Raw genomic sequence first — 17,004 nt, 5'->3', positions numbered from 1 at the left:
ACGTTGGGCGTGACTGCGCGCCTAATTGGAAGCGAGCGCGCATGGCTGGGACCACCACTGTAGGGCGTAGCCTTAAAGATCCCTGGCTACCTGGGCAATGCTGTCGATGACAGCGCTTTACGGCTCTGGTGTAGCGCGTGCTCGGAGGGTGGTCAACCGTGTATGGGGTGGGGTTTTTAGGCGATGGATGTGTATGGAAGACGGTGGCTTTGAATGGACAGTGGGCCGTTCGTCGGTTTTTAAAGTGAGCCCCTGAGGACGGGAAGGCAAAGCCTTCCTGCCCTCAGGGGCTGGGCCTTAAAAGCTTGTGGGCGATGCAGATGGTGGCGACGGTCGCCGCTTTGTCGCCATGCGCAGGACCGCTAAATAAGTGGGTTGTCGCCAGTGTCGCCGCTGTCGCCAGTAGGAACTGATTAACGAAACGGGATGACGTTCCCGTTTTTGTTTTCATGAATGGCCGTCACCGACAAATTGCCGGTGGCGGCTTTTTGAATGTAGTCGCTCCACCAAGTCATCATCGGGCGTCTTCGCTCGATGTAGTCCGCTCGGTTGTACGCGCTTCGGACTTCGTCTTTGTCGACATGGGCGAGTGCGACTTCAATCAACTCCGGGTCCCATCCATGTTCGTTGAGGATGGTGCTGGCCATTGATCGCAGGCCGTGGCTGACCAACCGATCCTGGAAGCCCATACGCTTTAATGCCATGTTCGCGGTCTGGCTGTTTGCGTGTGTACGCGGATTTCGGTCGGCCGGAAATACATGTTCCCGGTGGCCGCTGTAGGGCTTGAGTGTCTCTAGCAGCGCGAGCGTCTGGTCGCTTAGGGGGATGGGGTGCGCACGGCGTTTTTTCATGCGCTCCTTTGGAATGGTCCAGATGCGTTTCTCGAAATCTATTTCTGCCCAGGTCGTCCCAGCAGCCTCGGCAGGGCGGGTCATTGTGTGCAGTTGCCATTCGATCAGGCAGCGGGTGATGCGTTTGATGCTGGCGTTGGCAATCGCCAGCATCAGGTCGGGTAGTTCTTCGGGAGGAAGTGCCGCCATGTTTTGTTTTTGCGGTTTCTTGAAGGCTGCCCGAATGCCACTGAGCGGGTTCGCAAAGATCAGCCCGCAGTTGACGCCGTAGGCCATGATTTCGTTGAGACGTTGGGAAAGTCGCTTGACCGTCTCCAGGCTGCCTTTGGCCTCGATCGGGCGTAGGAGCTTGATGATCATGGGGGCGGTGATGTCTGCGAGGGGTGTGGCTTTGAGGCTGGGAAAAACATGCAGCGTGAGTGAGCGCCAGATGTCTTCGGCGTAGGCCGTTGTGACGGAGTGCTTTTTCAGTTCGAACCAGGCGGTGGCCACCTTCTCGAGTGTGTGTTCGGTCTTCGCCAGCTTGGCTTGCCTGAGCTCATCGCGGTGAGCCTTGGGGTCAATGCCTAGCGCCAGTAGTTCACGTGCTTCTTGAGCTTTCTTTCTGGCGTTCGCCAACGAGAGAGCCGGGTAAGGGCCCAGCGCCATATTGAGGCGGTTTTTGGTTACCGGCTCGCGGTAGTTGAAATTCCATATCATCGAGCCACTGGCTCTGACTCTGAGTTGAAGACCGTCGCCGTCAGTGAGAACGAAGTCTTTTCCTGTTGCCTTGACTGCCTTGAGTTGGCGGTCTGAGAGGCGGGTTGCATTAGTAGGCATGAGAGCTACCTCCGACACCGTTTTGGTATCCCAAAAATAACACCGGTGGGTCCGGGATACCAAATGGGATACCAAAACGCCTGGAACTCTAAATGCATCTGCGGAAGCCAATGGCCCTGAACCCTGTGATTTCACTGGATTTCAGGCACAAAAAAAGACGTCCGTGGACGTCTTTAGATGATCAAATGGTGGAGCCGGGGGGATTTGAACCCCCGTCCGCCAGTACTCTGCTGTCGGTACTACATGCGTAGCCGTTTCTATTAAGTTAACCCTCAGCGACCCGAAGGGCAGGGTGCTTTGGGCGAGTTGTGTAAGTTTTAGCCGCTTCGTCCACAACGTACTGCACGGCGATTCTGTTCTATATGACAATCACTTTGGGTTTACAGACATCCCCTGATGATTGCTGGACCCGAAGGTACCAGGAGGGAAGGGCTAAGGCTGCTTACGCAGCGAGAGCGTATTCCCCGTAGGTTTCGTCATTGGCAACTATAGAAAGTTGCAACAGTGGATTTACGAGTTCTGTTACCAACTCGGCATGCACCTAAAGGTTCGCAACCGGCGTCGAATCCTAAACGGCCCCGTGCTTGTTGCTCGATGTGATCGTGAGCGACAAGCCTACGCAGTGTACGTCAAACGGTCACAGAAGGCCAACCCGAAAGGTTGGCCTTGAGCGGTTGGCGGGTTATGGGTTGCCGCCTTTGTCCAGGTTCTGCAGGTCTTGCAGGGCCTTGGAGGTGATCTCGATACACTTCTTCTCATCACCGGCCGTGTGGGCAGCCTTGGCTTGGGAGACGGCAGTGTCGATCTCGCCGCTTTTGCCTGTGCTGTCAGTGGCGAGCAAGGCCTTGCTGTTGTTGATTTTATCCAGGTTGATCTGGCACAGATCTGCCTCGTTACTTGCGGCAAACACGGGTGAGGCCAGCATCGCAGCGGTAACGAATACACCAGCCAGTACGGAACGCTTCATGGGTATCTCCTTGTGCAAAGAGGTCTCGATGCTGCGCGGTACGTGCGGGCAGCCGGCGAGGTCATGGGTCGGCCCCGGTTGCCCGGGGCTTAAGCAAGTGACTACGCCAGTGCGCAGGGGTTCGTTTTTATTGCGCGGGCCTGGGTCACCCGGTCGACCAGGTAGACCAGGCCGTGGTAATCAATCCCACCGTGCTGGGTCAGACCGATCTCACAGGTGCGGCTGGTGGAGATGCCTTCGCTGCAGTACTGCACCGCGTCTTTTAGGGAGCGCAAGGAGTGGGCATTGAGTTCCGGCGTGGTGAAGCCTTTATCGCCGGCGAACCCGCAGCAGTGGATGCCTTCGGGGATTACCACGTTGTTGCTGCAACGCCGGGCGAGGTCAATCAGGGCCTGGCTTTCGCCTAGGTGCTGGGTGCTGCAGGTGACATGCACGGCAATCGGCGCGTCCTGGGGTGTGAAGTCCAGGCGGTCCATCAGGTGGGTGCGGATAAAACGGACCGGGTCGTAGAGGTCCAGGCGTGTTTGCCCCAGGTCTTGGACCAGGCGCAGGGTGCAGGGACTGGTGTCGCAGTAGATCGGGTCGAGGCCGCCACGGCTGGCGTGGAGCAGGGCGCCGATCAGTTCCTGGCGCTTGTGCTCGGCCTGTTCGGCGTAGCCTTTGGAGGCAAAGGGCTGGCCGCAGCATAGGCTGTCGGGATTGTCCGGAATGACTACCTGGTAGCCGGCTTTTTCCAGCAGGCCGCGGGTTTTGTCGTACAGCGACATTTGCTCTTTGTCGCCGGCTGCCGGGCCCATTGCCCGCGATACACAGGCTGCGAGGTAGACCACGCGTGGGCGTTCATCGGTGACGGCAGGGCTGAAGCGGATGGCTTTTTCTGGCTGCGGCATAGCGCTGGTCCACTGCGGGATTTGTCCCTTGGACAGCTTGGTCACGGAGGCTGAGAGTTTCGCCAGGCGTGGCGCGCCCAGTAGCATGCGGGCGCCGTTGGCCACATGCAGGGTGAAGCGTGCACCTTGCAGCGCGGTGGAGAAATGGCTGGCCAGCCACTCGGCGGTTTTCGTACTGCCTGCTTCACGGCTGCGCAGTTTTTTCACTAGGTCGCCGGTATTGATGCCTACCGGGCAGCGCTGGGCGCACAAGCCGGTGGCGGCACACGTGTCGATGCCTTGATAGTGATACGCCGCTTCCAGTTCGGTGGTGTCGATGCCCGCGCGTTTGCGTGCCTGGATATCGCGCCAGATCACAATGCGCTGGCGCGGGCTCAGGGTCAGGCCCTTGGAGGGGCATACCGGCTCGCAGAAACCGCACTCGATGCACTTATCCACAATCTCATCGGCGGCCGGCAGGGGCTTGAGGTTTTTGAGGTGGATTTGCGGGTCTTCGCTGAGCACCACGTCCGGGTTGAGAATGCCGTTGGGGTCGAGCAGGCGCTTGAGCTGCCACATCAATTGATAGGCATCGCTGCCCCATTCCAGTTCGACGAAGGGCGCCATATTGCGCCCGGTGCCGTGCTCGGCTTTCAGCGAACCGCCGAACTCCACGGCCACCAGTTGCGCCACGTCATCCATGAACGCCTGGTAGCGTGTGACTTCTTCCGCGCTGTTGAAGCCTTGGGTGAACACAAAGTGCAGATTGCCTTCCAGGGCGTGTCCGAAAAGGATGGCTTCATCGTAGTGATGCTTGTCGAACAACTCGATCAAGCGATTCACGCCAATGGCCAGTTGCTCTACCGGGAAGGTCACATCTTCGATGATCACCGTGGTGCCCGTCTTGCGTACGGCGCCGACGGCAGGGAAGGTGTCCTTGCGGATTGCCCACAGGCGTGCGTTTTCCAGCGGGTCTTCGGTGAAGTCGACTTGCTTCTCGACCGGGAAGTCGGCCAGCGAGGCCATGATCAGCGCCAGTTGCTCATGCAGCAATGTGGAGGAGGCTGCACGGGATTCGATCAATAGCGCGCAGGCACCTTCCGATAGCTGTTGTACGAAAGCGGGCATGCCGGGTTTGTCCTGCACCGAGCGCATGCTGCGTCGGTCCAGCAACTCGACCGCCGACACGGGCTGGGTTTTCAGCACGGTCACGGCGTTGCAGCAGGTTTCTACATCGGGGAACACGATCAGGGCCGATGCCTTGTGGGGGTGATCGATCACCGTGTCGTAGGTCACTGCGCTGATAAAGCCTAGGGTGCCTTCGGAGCCCACCAGCAAATGGCTGAGGATATCCAGCGGCTCGTCGAAATCCACCAGGGCATTGAGTGACAGGCCGGTGGTATTTTTCAGACGGTATTTATGGCGGATTTTCGCCGCCAATTCAGAATTGGCCCGGGTCTCGCGGCCCAGGGTGGCCAGGCGCTCAAGCAACTGGCTGTGTTGCTCGCGGAAGGCCGCGACGCTGGCGGCATCCTCGGTGTCGAGACGGCTGCCGTCGGCCAGCACCAGGCGAATCCCGGCCAGGGTGTGGTAGGTGTTCTGGGCAGTGCCGCAGCACATGCCGCTGGCATTGTTGGCGACAATTCCGCCGATCTTGCAGGCATTGATCGACGCCGGATCCGGGCCGATCTTACGCCCGAACGGCGCAAGCCAGGCGTTGGCCTGGGCCCCGATCACTCCCGGTTGCAGGCGGATTTGCGTACCTTGGCCCCGAATCTCGCGGCCGTTCCAGTTATCGCCGAGTACGATCAGTACCGAATCGCTGATGGCCTGGCCGGAGAGGCTGGTGCCGGCTGCACGAAAGGTCACTGGCACGCGGTCGCGTTGCGCCAGTTGCAGGAGTTCGACCACCTCATCTTCCGATTCGACGCGGATCACCAGCTGTGGGATCAGTCGGTAAAAACTGGCGTCGGTGCCGAAAGCCAGGGTGGAAAGAGGATCGTCGAAGCGCCGATCTTTCGGGATCAGTCGTGCGACAGCATCAAGGAACGCGATGGGCAGACTCATGGGTCCTCCAGGATCAGCAGCACCCAGTCTGGGGAGCCTGGACGCCACGGTCCAGCAGACTGGGTTGTGAATAGCTGACGCCGCAAGGCGGCTGCGGCGTCGGTTCTTACGGTATTGCCTGTGGTCTTAATGCACCAGCATGCCGGTGAACCAGTACGCCTGGGCGTAGGTAATCAGGCCGACAATCGTGGCGAAAAACAGACTGTGCTTGAGGGTGAAGCGGAACAGGTCGGACTCCTTGCCCACAAGGCCGGTCGCGGCGCAGGCCACGGCGATCGATTGCGGGGAAATCATCTTGCCGGTCACGCCGCCACTGGTATTCGCCGCTACCAGTAGGGTGTCGTTGACGCCGATCTGGTGGGCGGTGGTGGCTTGCAGGGAGCTGAACAGGGCGTTGGACGAGGTATCGGAACCGGTGAGGAACACGCCCAGCCAGCCAAGGAACGGCGAGAAGAACGGGAATGCCGCACCGGTGCCGGCCAGTACCAGGGCCATGGTCGAAGACATGCCGGAGTAGTTGGTCACGAACGCGAACGCCAACACCATGCCGATGGACAGGATCGGCCAGCGCAGCTCGTAGAAGGTCTCTTTCAAAGTGGTCAGACCAGTTTTGAAATTGATCTTCAGCACCAGCATGGAGATCAGTGCGGAGAAGAAAATCGCCGTGCCGGTGGCGGAAATCGGATCCAGCTTGAACACCGCGGGGATGGCGGTCGGGTTGGTGACGATCGGCGCAACCTTGATCACCATCTGGTCCAGGTGCGGAATCGCAAAGTTGAACACCCAGCTGTACATCGAGCCGCCGGCGGCGAACATCGCCTTGAACGGCTTGAGGGTCCAGATGGTCACCAGCACGGTCAGGATCAGGAACGGCGACCAGGCCTTGAAAATTTCCATCAGGCTGTAGGGCGATGCCACGGAAGTGCGCGGCTGGCCGAAACCGCCGACGCTGCCGGTGATCGAAACGCTGGAGGTGGCGCCAGCAATCTGTGCGCCCGCAGTGCGCTTGGGCTGCCAGACTTTCAGGAACAGGGTCAGGGAAATCAGGCTGGCCAGGGCCGAGGTGATGTCCGGCAGTTCCGGGCCGATAAAGTTGGAGGTGAAGTACTGGGTAATGGCAAAGCTCAAGCCGGCCACCAGTGCCGCAGGCCAGGTTTCCTTGACGCCGCGCACACCGTCCATCATGAACACCAGCCAGAACGGTACGAACAGCGACAGCAGTGGCAGTTGGCGGCCGGTCATGGCGCCGATCTTGAAGGCGTCGATGCCGGTGACCTGGCCAGCGACGATGATCGGGATCCCCAGGGCGCCGAACGCCACTGGCGCGGTGTTGGCAATCAGGCACAGGCCGGCGGCGTACAGTGGGTTGAAGCCCAGTCCTACCAGCAGTGCGGCAGTAATCGCCACGGGTGCGCCGAAACCGGCGGCGCCTTCGAGGAATGCACCGAAGCAGAAGCCGATCAGCAGCACTTGCAGGCGCTGGTCATCGGTAATCGACAGCACGGAGCTGCGGATTACTTCGAACTGGCCGCTCTTGACCGTCAGTTTGTAGAGGAACACTGCGGCGACGATGATCCAGGCGATTGGCCACAGGCCGTAGGCAAAGCCGTAGCCGGCAGCGGCGAATGCCATGTCGACCGGCATCTGGAAGGCGAAGATCGCCACCAGGATCGACAGCGCCAGGGTGATGCTCCCGGCAACATGGCCTTTAAGGCGAAACACCGCCAGGGCCAGGAAGAAAAATACGATGGGAATAACGGCGGCCAGTGCGGACAGGCCAAGGCTGCCGAGTGGGCTGTAAAGCTGTTGCCAGGTTTGCATATGGGGTGGCCCCTAATTGTTGTTGGTCATGCATGCTCAGCTGATTTGGGTAATTGGTAAGACCAATTTACAATCGCTGATGGCTAGGTTAAGAGCCTTCGGGGTGATGTGTCAATTTGCCGCCTGAGAAACTTTGGTCGCATGTCGGCGGGCGTGGGGTCTGATCGGTGTAATCAAAGGGGCTCTGATAGGTGCCGACAGCGCGGCAATAGGCCAGAATAGAGGGCCCGGCGAGTGGCCGGGATCGTGGAGAGTCAGTTATGGCGTTTGATCAGGTGCGTCAGCGCCGTTTGTCCGACGATATTGTCGAGCAGCTTGAGGGCATGATCCTTGAGGGCACGTTGAAGTCGGGCGAGCGATTGCCAGCCGAGCGCGCACTGGCTGAACAGTTTGGTGTGTCGCGGCCGTCGTTGCGCGAGGCGATCCAGAAGCTGGCGGCCAAGGGGTTGCTGGTCAGTCGCCAGGGCGGCGGCAACTATGTGGTGGAGACGCTGGGTTCAACCTTCAGCGACCCATTGCTGCATCTGCTGGAAAACAACCCCGAAGCCCAGCGTGATCTGTTGGAGTTTCGTCAGACGCTCGAGGCGTCTTGCGCCTATTACGCGGCGTTGCGCGCCACGGAAGTGGACCGTGAGCGGCTGACGGCAGCCTTTGATGCCTTGCAGGATTGCTACACGCGTGACGATGAGGTGAGCCGTATTGAAGAGGGCGCGGCCGATGCCAGGTTTCACTTGGCTATCGCCGAAGCGAGCCACAATGCGGTATTGCTGCACACTATTCGCGGTTTGTTTGATCTGCTCAAGCGTAACGTGGTGACCAATATCGGTGGCATGTACCAGCAACGCAGCGAAACCCGCGACATGCTGATCAATCAGCATCGCGACTTGTACCTGGCGATTATCGAAGGGCGGGCGGAACAGGCGCGGGAGGTTTCAACACGTCACCTGCTGTACGTGCAGGAAGTGTTGGAAGAAGTGCGTCAGGAAGTCCAGCGCATGGCGCGGGCGGAGCGGCGCAAGGGGATGTGACCGGCAGTTGCGGCGCAGGGAGCAGGCTCCCTGGCCACACGGGCTCGCATCAAGGGCCGGGGAAGATCAGTCTTCCTTGCCCTTGTTGCGTACGGCGCGCTGCAATTCCCGATTGGAGTCGCGCTCGCGCTCGGTATCACGCTTGTCGTATTCCTTCTTGCCCTTGCCCAGTGCGATCTCGCACTTGACCAGGTGCTTGCTCCAGTACCACGACAGGCAGACGCAGGCGTAGCCCTTCTGTTGTACGGCAGCGGCGAGCTTTTCCAGTTCGCGCGCATTGAGCAGCAGCTTGCGCGTACGCACTGGGTCGGCAATGACGTGGGTGCTGGCGGTCATCAACGGCGTGATATGACTGCCGAGCAGCCAGGCCTCGCCATCCTTGAGCAGCACGTAACTGTCGACCAGCTGCAACTTGCTGGCGCGCAGACTTTTTACTTCCCAGCCGGCCAGGACCAGACCAGCCTCGAACCGATGTTCGATGAAGTAATCGTGTCGCGCCTTTTTGTTCTGCGCGATGGTCCCTGTTGGGTGTTTCTTTTGTTTAGCCATAGGGGCGGCATTATAGGGAGTTGCGAGCGTGTCGGCTACGGTCAACCTGCGTGCTTGAGCGTGTTGGACGAATCCCGGACAATACCGCCAGTTTTCTGGTTTTTTTCTCTCGCGAATCGGGCAGTCTTTTCGCGATGTTTGCCGCTCAGCTTCGGAAATAACGTTCCCATGACGACGCATATTCAACGCTCGGCCCTGCTGCCGTATCCGGCGCAAGCGCTTTATGACCTGGTCAACGACGTGGCGAGCTACCCGGATTTCCTGCCCTGGTGCTCCTCATCCACGGTATTGGAGAGCAGCGATGAGCATATGCGTGCGAGTCTGGAGGTGTCCAAGGGCGGGCTTGGTCAGAAGTTTGTGACGAGCAACGTCCTGGTGCCTGGTCGATCCATCGAGATGAATCTGGAAGAGGGGCCGTTCACTCAACTGCATGGTGTCTGGGTATTCAAGCCATTGGGGGAGAAGGCGTGCAAGATCAGCCTGGACCTGACGTTTGATTACGCAGGCTCCATCGTGCGGGCGACCTTGGGGCCGCTGTTCAATCAGGCGGCGAACACCCTGGTGGATGCGTTTTGCCAGCGCGCCAAGCAACTGCATGGCTGAGTCCATGATTGAGATTGAGGTGGTCTGTGCGGCAGTGGATCGCCAATTGTTGTTGAATCTGGCGGTTGCGCCGGGGACGAGCCTGCGGGCGGCGGTGCTGGTTTCAGGTATTGCGGCTCAGTTTCCTGAACTGGATGTTGCCAGTTGCCCCTTGGGAATTTTCGGCAAGGTTGTGGCGGATGCTGAAACGCGTAGCGTGCAGCTCGGCGATCGCATCGAGATTTATCGCCCTTTGTTGGCGGATCCCAAAGAGGTAAGGCGCTTGCGAGCGGCTAAAGCAGCCGAAGCGCGACGGCAAAATCCATAACCTGCGAAATAGCAGGCAACAAAAAGCCCGGCATGCCGGGCTTTTTGTTGAGCGATGCAAATTATTGCGGGCCTGTATCCAGAGGTTCTGGTGTTGGCACCGGAACGGTTTCGACGCTGTCGATATCTTTCTGGATGGTGTCCAGCAAGGAGCCAGGCTTGGCCGGCACTTCGGACTTGGGTTTTTCAGCATTCTGCGCTGGCGCAGTGACGCTGGTCCCGCTGTCCTTGCCCAACAGGGCTTCATCGCGGCTTACGCCAGGCATGAAGTCGCCGGAAAGGCTGACGAGTTGGTCATTGCCATTAAAGATGACACTGACGCGCTCCTGTTGGCGTTCCCCGCCTCCAGGCTGCAGGCTATAGAGATAATCCCAGCGATCGGCATGGAATGTGTCGGTCAGCAGGGGATTGCCCATGATAAACCGTACTTGCCGTCGGGTCATTCCCGGGCGTAACTGGTCTATCATGTCCTGCGTGACGACATTGCCCTGCTGGATGTCGATTTTGTAAACCCCGGGGAATGAACAACCGGCGAGTGCGAGCAGTCCCACAAGGGTGAAACTGGTTAGCAAGAGCTTGGTGTTTTGCATCGGTGGGCGACTTCCACTATCTTGGCTGGGACAACGTAAACGCCGATCATACCCGTATTAAGAGAAGCTGCGAAGCAGCATCCGCGAGAAAGCTAACCATGGTTGAAAATAGCGAACTACGCAAAGCCGGTCTTAAAGTGACTCTGCCACGAGTCAAGATTCTACAAATGCTCGATTCCGCCGAGCAGCGCCACATGAGTGCCGAGGATGTCTACAAGGCACTGATGGAGTCTAACGAGGACGTCGGCCTGGCCACGGTTTACCGTGTACTGACCCAGTTTGAAGCCGCAGGGCTGGTGGTTCGTCATAATTTCGACGGCGGTCATGCAGTGTTTGAACTGGCTGACGGTGGTCATCACGACCATATGGTTGACCTGGATACCAATGAGGTAATCGAGTTCACCAGTCCTGCAATCGAGAAGCTCCAGCATGAGATCGCTGAGCAGCACGGATTCGATTTGGTGGACCATAATCTGGTCCTGTACATACGTAAGAAAAAGTAAGAAAGCTACGCAGATTCGCTCTGCGAAACGATCGAAGGCGACCTTAGGGTCGCCTTCGTGCTTTCTAGCGAGGGGAAACTCGCGATCAGACCTTCGCCGTCACCACCATTTTCTTCGCATGGGCCAGGGACTCCTTGGTCAGGTCGATGCCGCCGAGCATGCGCGCAACTTCTTCCACCCGTTCGGTCTTGTTCAACTTGGACACCGCAGTGTGTGTTGCATCACTGCCCCGCACCTTATGCACAAACAGATGCTGATGCCCCTGGGCTGCCACCTGGGGCAAGTGGGTAACGGTCAATACCTGCCCGCGCTCACCGAGGCGACGCAGCAGTTGGCCGACGATTTCTGCGGTTGGCCCGCCGATCCCCACGTCCACTTCGTCGAAGACCAGGGTCGGTACGCGAGAGGTCTGGGCGGTGATGACTTGGATCGCCAGGCTGATCCGTGACAGCTCGCCACCAGACGCCACCTTGGCCAGTGCCTTGAGGGGTTGGCCCGGGTTGGCGCTGACCAGCAGTTCGACTTGCTCAAGGCCGTTGGGCTGCAGTTCATTGCCGCTATTGGCGTGTAGCTCGATGGTGAAGCGCCCGCCGGGCATGCCCAAGCGCTGGATTTCCTGTTCCACCGCGCAGGCCAGTGCGGTTGCGGCCTGGTGTCGCAGGTCGCTCAACTCCCGCGCTTTTTCCTGGTAGTGGCGGGCGAAAGAGGCCAGTTCATCACCCAGGCGCTCAATGGATTCATCGTTGGCGTTCAGGGTTTCGATCTCATCCAGCAGTTTTTGCTGCATGGCTGCGACTTCTGTTGGTTGGATCCGGTGTTTGCGCGCCAAGGTATAAATAGTGTCGAGGCGTTCTTCGATCTCTTGCAGGCGAGCCGGGTCGGCATCGAAGTGGTCAAGGAAGCGGTTCAACTCGCCAACCGCCTCTTCTACCTGGATCTGCGCACTGGTCAGCAGTGTGGTGGCTTCATTTAGTGAGCCGGAGCCGCTGTTTACGCTCGACAGGCGGTTAAGGCTTGCCGTCAGTGCGTTCAGCACATTGCCGGAGTCACTTTCGCTGCATTGCTCGACAACCTGGCGGCAGATGCCCAGCAGGGTTTCGGCATTGGTCAGGTTCTTGTGTTCCTGCTCCAACTGTTCCAGTTCGGTTTCGCCCAGGCCCAGGCTTTCCAGCTCTTCCAGTTGATAGCTGAGGAGTTGGTGGCGGGCGCGTTGTTCGTCGCCGGAATTGGACAGGCGCTCCAGTTCCAGGCGGGTCTGGCGCCAGCGCTGCGCGGCTAACTGCACTTGGCGAGCCAGGTCGGTGGCGCCGGCGTACTCATCCAGCAGGCGGCGGTGGGTGTCGGTTTTCAGCAGGGATTGATGCTCGTGCTGGCTGTGGATGTCGATCAACAACTCGCCGAGGGCCTTCAGGTCGCCGAGGGGGCAGGGCGTGCCATTGATGTAGCCTCGGGAGCGGCCTTCGGCGGTGATCACGCGGCGCAGGATGCATGGGCCGTCGTTGTCCAGGTCACGTTCGGCGAGCCAGGCGCTGGCTTCCGGGATATCTGCCAGGTCAAAGGTCGCCAGGATATCGGCCTTGTCTGCACCCGGGCGAACCACGCCACTGTCGGCGCGATCGCCCAGGGTCAGGCCCAGGGCGTCGAGCATGATCGACTTGCCGGCGCCGGTTTCGCCTGTGATTACGCTCATCCCGCGATCCAGTTCAAGATCCAGATGCTCAACGATGGCGTAGTTATGTACGGACAGGTGAACCAGCATAATGGCTGCTCCCAGGCTTTAGGTCTGGTTATTTATACAGTGTTTTGTTTGGCGCTGACAATCCTGCGGCTTAGCTCAATTTGCTTGGATGGCGATGTTTTTTAGCGCGATGTGGAATGTGCGGGAAAGTGTCGGTCAGGACATGTCGGCCCTTGAACCTGGAAATTGTGGCCCCATATACCGGAACAGAAGCGCGAGTTGAGTTCGCGCAGGATTTTGAAAGGAGAAAACTATGGCTGACGAACAGACGCTGGATACGCAAAACCCAGACGCCAACCAGGCCTCGCAGGCAGCGGGTGAAGACCTGGTGGCTCGTGTGCAGGTGCTCGAAGAGCAACTGGCAGGCGCTCAGGATCAGGCTTTGCGTGTTGCTGCCGATCTGCAGAACGTCCGCCGCCGCGCCGAGCAGGATGTAGAGAAAGCCCACAAGTTCGCGCTGGAAAAGTTTGCCGGTGATCTGTTGCCGATCATCGACAGCCTGGAGCGCGGCCTGGAGCTGTCCAGCCCGGACGACGAAAACATCCGAGCCATGCGCGAAGGGATCGAACTGACCCTGAAAATGTTCCAGGACACCCTGAAGCGTTATCAGTTGGAAGCCATCGATCCACAAGGCGGCGAGCCGTTCAACGCGGAGCATCACCAGGCCATGGCCATGCAGGAAAATGCTGACCTTGAGCCCAATAGCGTGTTGAAGGTGTTCCAGAAGGGCTACCAGCTCAACGGTCGCCTGTTGCGTCCGGCGATGGTGGTGGTGAGCAAGGCTCCCGCACCGGTTTCGCCATCGATTGACGAGCAGGCTTGAAATCGTTCGTAACGACCCCATTTATAAGTCAAGCGTTTAAGTGCTACCGCAGTTAGCCACCACTGCTGCGGCAACCAAATCCAAAGTTTCGGGAGAGTGAATCATGGGCAAAATTATCGGTATCGACCTGGGGACTACCAACTCCTGCGTCTCCGTGCTGGAAAACGGCGTATCCAAGGTTATTGAGAACGCAGAAGGCGCGCGTACCACTCCGTCCATCGTGGCTTATGCCAACGACGGCGAGATCCTGGTAGGCCAGTCCGCCAAGCGTCAGGCTGTGACCAATCCGCATAACACTCTGTACGCGGTAAAGCGTTTGATCGGTCGTAAGTTCGACGAAGAAGTCGTACAGAAAGACATCAAGATGGTGCCGTACAAAATCGCCAAGGCCGACAACGGTGACGCCTGGGTTGAAGTGAACGGCCAGAAAATGTCGCCACCGCAAATCTCGGCTGAAATCTTGAAAAAGATGAAGAAGACCGCCGAAGACTACCTGGGTGAAGCAGTGACTGAAGCGGTGATCACCGTTCCTGCCTACTTCAACGACAGCCAGCGCCAGGCGACCAAAGACGCCGGCCGCATCGCGGGCCTGGACGTAAAACGTATCATCAACGAACCTACCGCGGCCGCTCTGGCCTACGGTATGGACAAGGCCAAGGGCGACCACACTGTGATCGTTTATGACCTGGGTGGCGGTACTTTCGACGTTTCCGTGATCGAAATCGCTGAAGTTGATGGCGAGCACCAGTTCGAAGTGTTGGCGACCAACGGTGACACGTTCCTCGGCGGTGAAGACTTTGACATTCGTCTGATCGACTACCTCGTTGACGAATTCAAGAAAGAAAGCGGCATGAACCTCAAGGGTGACCCGCTGGCGATGCAGCGTCTGAAAGAAGCCGCTGAAAAAGCCAAGATCGAACTGTCTTCGAGCAATTCGACCGACGTGAACCTGCCGTACATTACTGCAGACGCCACCGGTCCTAAGCACTTGAACGTGAAGATTTCGCGCGCCAAGCTTGAATCGCTGGTTGAAGACCTGGTTCAACGCACCATCGAGCCTTGCCGCATCGCCCTGAAAGATTCGGGTATCGATGTTGGCTCGATCAACGACGTGATCCTGGTCGGTGGTCAGACCCGTATGCCGCTGGTGCAGCAGAAGGTCACAGAGTTCTTCGGTAAAGAAGCGCGTAAAGACGTCAACCCGGACGAAGCAGTTGCCATGGGTGCTGCCATCCAAGGTGCGGTACTGGCCGGTGACGTGAAGGACGTGCTGCTGCTGGACGTCAGCCCGCTGACCCTGGGTATCGAAACCATGGGTGGCGTGATGACCGCGCTGATCGAGAAAAACACCACGATTCCTACCAAGAAATCGCAAGTGTTCTCGACTGCCGATGACAACCAGGGCGCAGTGACCATTCACGTGCTGCAAGGTGAGCGTAAGCAGGCCGCGCAGAACAAGTCCCTGGGCAAGTTCGACCTGGCCGAGATTCCACCAGCTCCACGTGGCGTGCCACAGATTGAAGTGACCTTCGACATCGACGCCAACGGCATTCTGCACGTAGGCGCCAAGGACAAGGCTACTGGCAAGACTCAGTCGATCGTGATCAAGGCCAACTCCGGCCTGTCCGAGGAAGAAATTCAGCAGATGATCAACGATGCTGAAAAGAACGCCGAGGAAGATCGCAAGTTCGAAGAGCTGGCCGCTGCCCGTAACCAGGGTGATGCGCTGGTTCACTCGACTCGCAAAATGATCGCTGATGCTGGCGAAAAAGTGACTGCTGAAGAGAAGACCGCAATCGAAGCCGCCGTGGTTGCCCTGGAAGCCGCTGTTAAAGGCGACGACAAGGCCGCCATCGACGCCAAGGTTGAGGAACTGTCGAAAGTCTCCGCGCCGGTCGCTCAGAAGATGTACGCCGAGCAGGACCCGCAAGGTGACGCTGCGGCGCAACAGGCAGAGCCTGAAGCCAAGCACGACGACATTGTCGATGCTGACTTCGAAGAAGTTGACGACCAGAAGAAGTAACTTGGTCGCCCGGTTGACCGCTATCAAGCGGTGACTGGTAGGATGTCGCCGCGCGGGAGCTTGCTCCCGCGTTGGCGTGTCTGGGGTACGGGAATTTTTACAGCATGCGACAAGGTTCGGATGCTGGCGGTGTGATCGGGAATGCTCCTGCTTTGCGATCAACAGTCACCGCGTTTTTAGCTGGGTCTCGGCTGAGAGCAGTAAAGACCAGGATCGTTGAATTTGACGTGAGTTGGGTCCGGGCCTGTATTGGGGCTCAACGAGTTTGGCAGGCTCAGGAGGGTTTTGCCGAACGTCCTTAAGAGTGCAAAGACTTATGGCAAAGCGTGACTATTACGAAGTGTTGGGTGTGGAGCGCGGCTCCAGCGAGGCGGACCTGAAGAAGGCCTATCGTCGCCTGGCGATGAAGCATCACCCTGACCGTAATCCGGATAGCAAAGAATCCGAAGAAATGTTCAAAGAGGCCAATGAGGCCTACGAATGCCTGTGTGATCCGAACAAGCGTGCCGCCTACGACCAGTACGGCCATGCTGGTGTCGATCCAAGCATGGGTGGCGGCGGTGCCGGTTTTGGCGGGCAGAACTTCTCCGACATCTTTGGTGATGTTTTCAGCGACTTCTTTGGTGGCGGTCGCGGCGGTCAGCGCGGCGGTGCTCAGCGCGGCAGCGACTTGCGCTACACCCTGGAGCTGAACCTGGAAGAAGCCGTGCGCGGCACCAGCGTCAACATCCGTGTACCGACGCTGGTCAACTGCAAGCCGTGCGATGGTTCGGGCGCCAAGAAGGGCTCTTCGCCGATCACTTGCCCAACCTGTGGCGGTATTGGTCAGGTGCGCATGCAGCAGGGTTTCTTCTCTGTGCAGCAAACCTGCCCGCGCTGCCATGGTCAGGGCAAAATCATTTCCGATCCGTGCGATTCCTGCCACGGCGAAGGGCGTGTCGAAGAGTACAAGACCCTGTCGGTGAAAGTGCCTGCGGGTGTTGATACCGGTGACCGCATCCGCTTGTCCGGTGAAGGCGAGGCGGGTACACAGGGTGGTCCGACGGGCGACCTGTATGTGGTGATCAATGTGCGCGAGCACGCGATCTTCCAGCGTGACGGCAAGCACCTGTTCTGCGAAGTGCCGATCAGCTTTGTCGATGCGGCCCTGGGTGGCGAGCTGGAGATTCCGACCCTCGAAGGTCGGGTCAAGCTGAAGATCCCCGAGGGGACGCAGACCGGCAAGCAGTTCCGGATCCGTGGCAAGGGTGTGGCGCCGGTGCGCGGCGGTGGTGCGGGCGACTTGATGTGCCGTGTGGCTGTCGAGACGCCGGTCAACCTGGATCGTCGCCAGCGTGAGTTGCTCGAAGAGCTGCGCGGCTCGCTGGCCGGTGATGGCTCCCATTCGCCCAAGACTGCTGGCTGGTTCGAAGGCGTGAAGCGCTTCTTCGGCGACCTGTAAGGACGT

General features: G+C 58.8%; 14 protein-coding genes and 1 other RNA gene. 7 read left to right on the top strand and 8 right to left on the bottom strand.

Features of this window, described 5'->3' with window-relative positions; translation table 11 throughout:
- Positions 1-413: 413 nt before the first annotated feature.
- The 5 genes from HBO19_RS25200 to HBO19_RS25180 all read right to left on the bottom strand — a co-directional run bounded on the left by HBO19_RS25200 (position 414) and on the right by HBO19_RS25180 (position 7,394).
- The gene (locus tag HBO19_RS25200) at positions 414-1,670 is read right to left on the bottom strand and encodes an integrase domain-containing protein (RefSeq protein WP_170058516.1); all 1,257 of its coding nucleotides are present in this window, start codon (positions 1,668-1,670) and stop codon (positions 414-416) included.
- 186 nt (positions 1,671-1,856) lie between these two features.
- Positions 1,857-2,250, bottom strand: a transfer-messenger RNA (tmRNA) gene (ssrA, locus tag HBO19_RS25195).
- A gap of 102 nt (positions 2,251-2,352) precedes the next feature.
- The gene (locus HBO19_RS25190) at positions 2,353-2,637 is read right to left on the bottom strand and encodes a hypothetical protein (RefSeq protein WP_169955095.1); all 285 of its coding nucleotides are present in this window, start codon (positions 2,635-2,637) and stop codon (positions 2,353-2,355) included.
- Positions 2,638-2,738: 101 nt separating this feature from the next.
- On the bottom strand, positions 2,739-5,573 hold the full coding sequence (locus HBO19_RS25185) for an FAD-binding and (Fe-S)-binding domain-containing protein (protein ID WP_170058515.1): 2,835 nt from the start codon (positions 5,571-5,573) through the stop codon (positions 2,739-2,741).
- Between the two features lie 126 nt (positions 5,574-5,699).
- Positions 5,700-7,394: a lactate permease LctP family transporter gene (locus HBO19_RS25180; RefSeq protein WP_169955093.1), complete on the bottom strand. Its 1,695-nt coding sequence runs from the start codon at positions 7,392-7,394 to the stop codon at positions 5,700-5,702.
- 260 nt (positions 7,395-7,654) lie between these two features.
- Here HBO19_RS25180 and HBO19_RS25175 point away from each other — a divergent pair, with 260 nt between their 5' ends.
- Entirely contained in the window at positions 7,655-8,422 is a 768-nt protein-coding gene (locus HBO19_RS25175) for an FCD domain-containing protein (RefSeq protein WP_070994380.1), read from the top strand.
- Between the two features lie 66 nt (positions 8,423-8,488).
- Here HBO19_RS25175 and smpB read toward each other — a convergent pair whose 3' ends face one another.
- Positions 8,489-8,971 carry an SsrA-binding protein SmpB gene (gene smpB, locus HBO19_RS25170; protein WP_029299012.1) on the bottom strand — a complete coding sequence of 161 codons (483 nt, stop codon included), beginning with the start codon at positions 8,969-8,971 and terminating at the stop codon, positions 8,489-8,491.
- A 168-nt stretch (positions 8,972-9,139) separates the two neighbouring features.
- Between smpB and HBO19_RS25165 the strand changes: the two genes are divergently transcribed.
- On the top strand, positions 9,140-9,574 hold the full coding sequence (locus HBO19_RS25165; protein ID WP_032862891.1) for a type II toxin-antitoxin system RatA family toxin: 435 nt from the start codon (positions 9,140-9,142) through the stop codon (positions 9,572-9,574).
- The gene (locus HBO19_RS25160; protein WP_169955092.1) at positions 9,567-9,881 is read left to right on the top strand and encodes an RnfH family protein; all 315 of its coding nucleotides are present in this window, start codon (positions 9,567-9,569) and stop codon (positions 9,879-9,881) included. Before HBO19_RS25165 ends, HBO19_RS25160 begins: the two co-directional genes overlap by 8 nt.
- Positions 9,882-9,942: 61 nt before the next feature.
- Here the strand turns inward: HBO19_RS25160 and HBO19_RS25155 are convergent, their stop codons facing one another.
- Positions 9,943-10,470, bottom strand: coding sequence for an outer membrane protein assembly factor BamE (locus HBO19_RS25155; RefSeq protein ID WP_169955091.1), 528 nt, complete (start codon positions 10,468-10,470; stop codon positions 9,943-9,945).
- Positions 10,471-10,568: 98 nt separating this feature from the next.
- Between HBO19_RS25155 and fur the strand changes: the two genes are divergently transcribed.
- Positions 10,569-10,973, top strand: coding sequence for a ferric iron uptake transcriptional regulator (gene fur, locus HBO19_RS25150; protein WP_038448157.1), 405 nt, complete (start codon positions 10,569-10,571; stop codon positions 10,971-10,973).
- A gap of 85 nt (positions 10,974-11,058) precedes the next feature.
- Here the strand turns inward: fur and recN are convergent, their stop codons facing one another.
- Positions 11,059-12,732 (bottom strand): DNA repair protein RecN, encoded by a 1,674-nt coding sequence (recN, locus tag HBO19_RS25145; protein WP_170058514.1) that lies wholly within the window; start codon positions 12,730-12,732, stop codon positions 11,059-11,061.
- 232 nt (positions 12,733-12,964) lie between these two features.
- Here recN and grpE point away from each other — a divergent pair, with 232 nt between their 5' ends.
- From grpE to dnaJ, 3 genes are all read left to right on the top strand, one after another.
- Positions 12,965-13,534, top strand: coding sequence for a nucleotide exchange factor GrpE (gene grpE, locus HBO19_RS25140; RefSeq protein WP_169955089.1), 570 nt, complete (start codon positions 12,965-12,967; stop codon positions 13,532-13,534).
- Between the two features lie 103 nt (positions 13,535-13,637).
- Positions 13,638-15,557 (top strand): molecular chaperone DnaK, encoded by a 1,920-nt coding sequence (dnaK, locus tag HBO19_RS25135; protein ID WP_170058513.1) that lies wholly within the window; start codon positions 13,638-13,640, stop codon positions 15,555-15,557.
- 316 nt (positions 15,558-15,873) lie between these two features.
- Positions 15,874-16,998 carry a molecular chaperone DnaJ gene (gene dnaJ, locus HBO19_RS25130; RefSeq protein WP_169955087.1) on the top strand — a complete coding sequence of 375 codons (1,125 nt, stop codon included), beginning with the start codon at positions 15,874-15,876 and terminating at the stop codon, positions 16,996-16,998.
- The last annotated feature ends 6 nt before the right edge of the window (positions 16,999-17,004 follow it).

This window comes from Pseudomonas sp. WS 5021, from assembly GCF_012985535.1.
Classification (GTDB): Bacteria; Pseudomonadota; Gammaproteobacteria; order Pseudomonadales; family Pseudomonadaceae; genus Aquipseudomonas.
The sequence above is the reverse complement of the archived record's forward strand: the minus strand, read 5'-3'. Positions and strand labels throughout refer to the sequence as shown.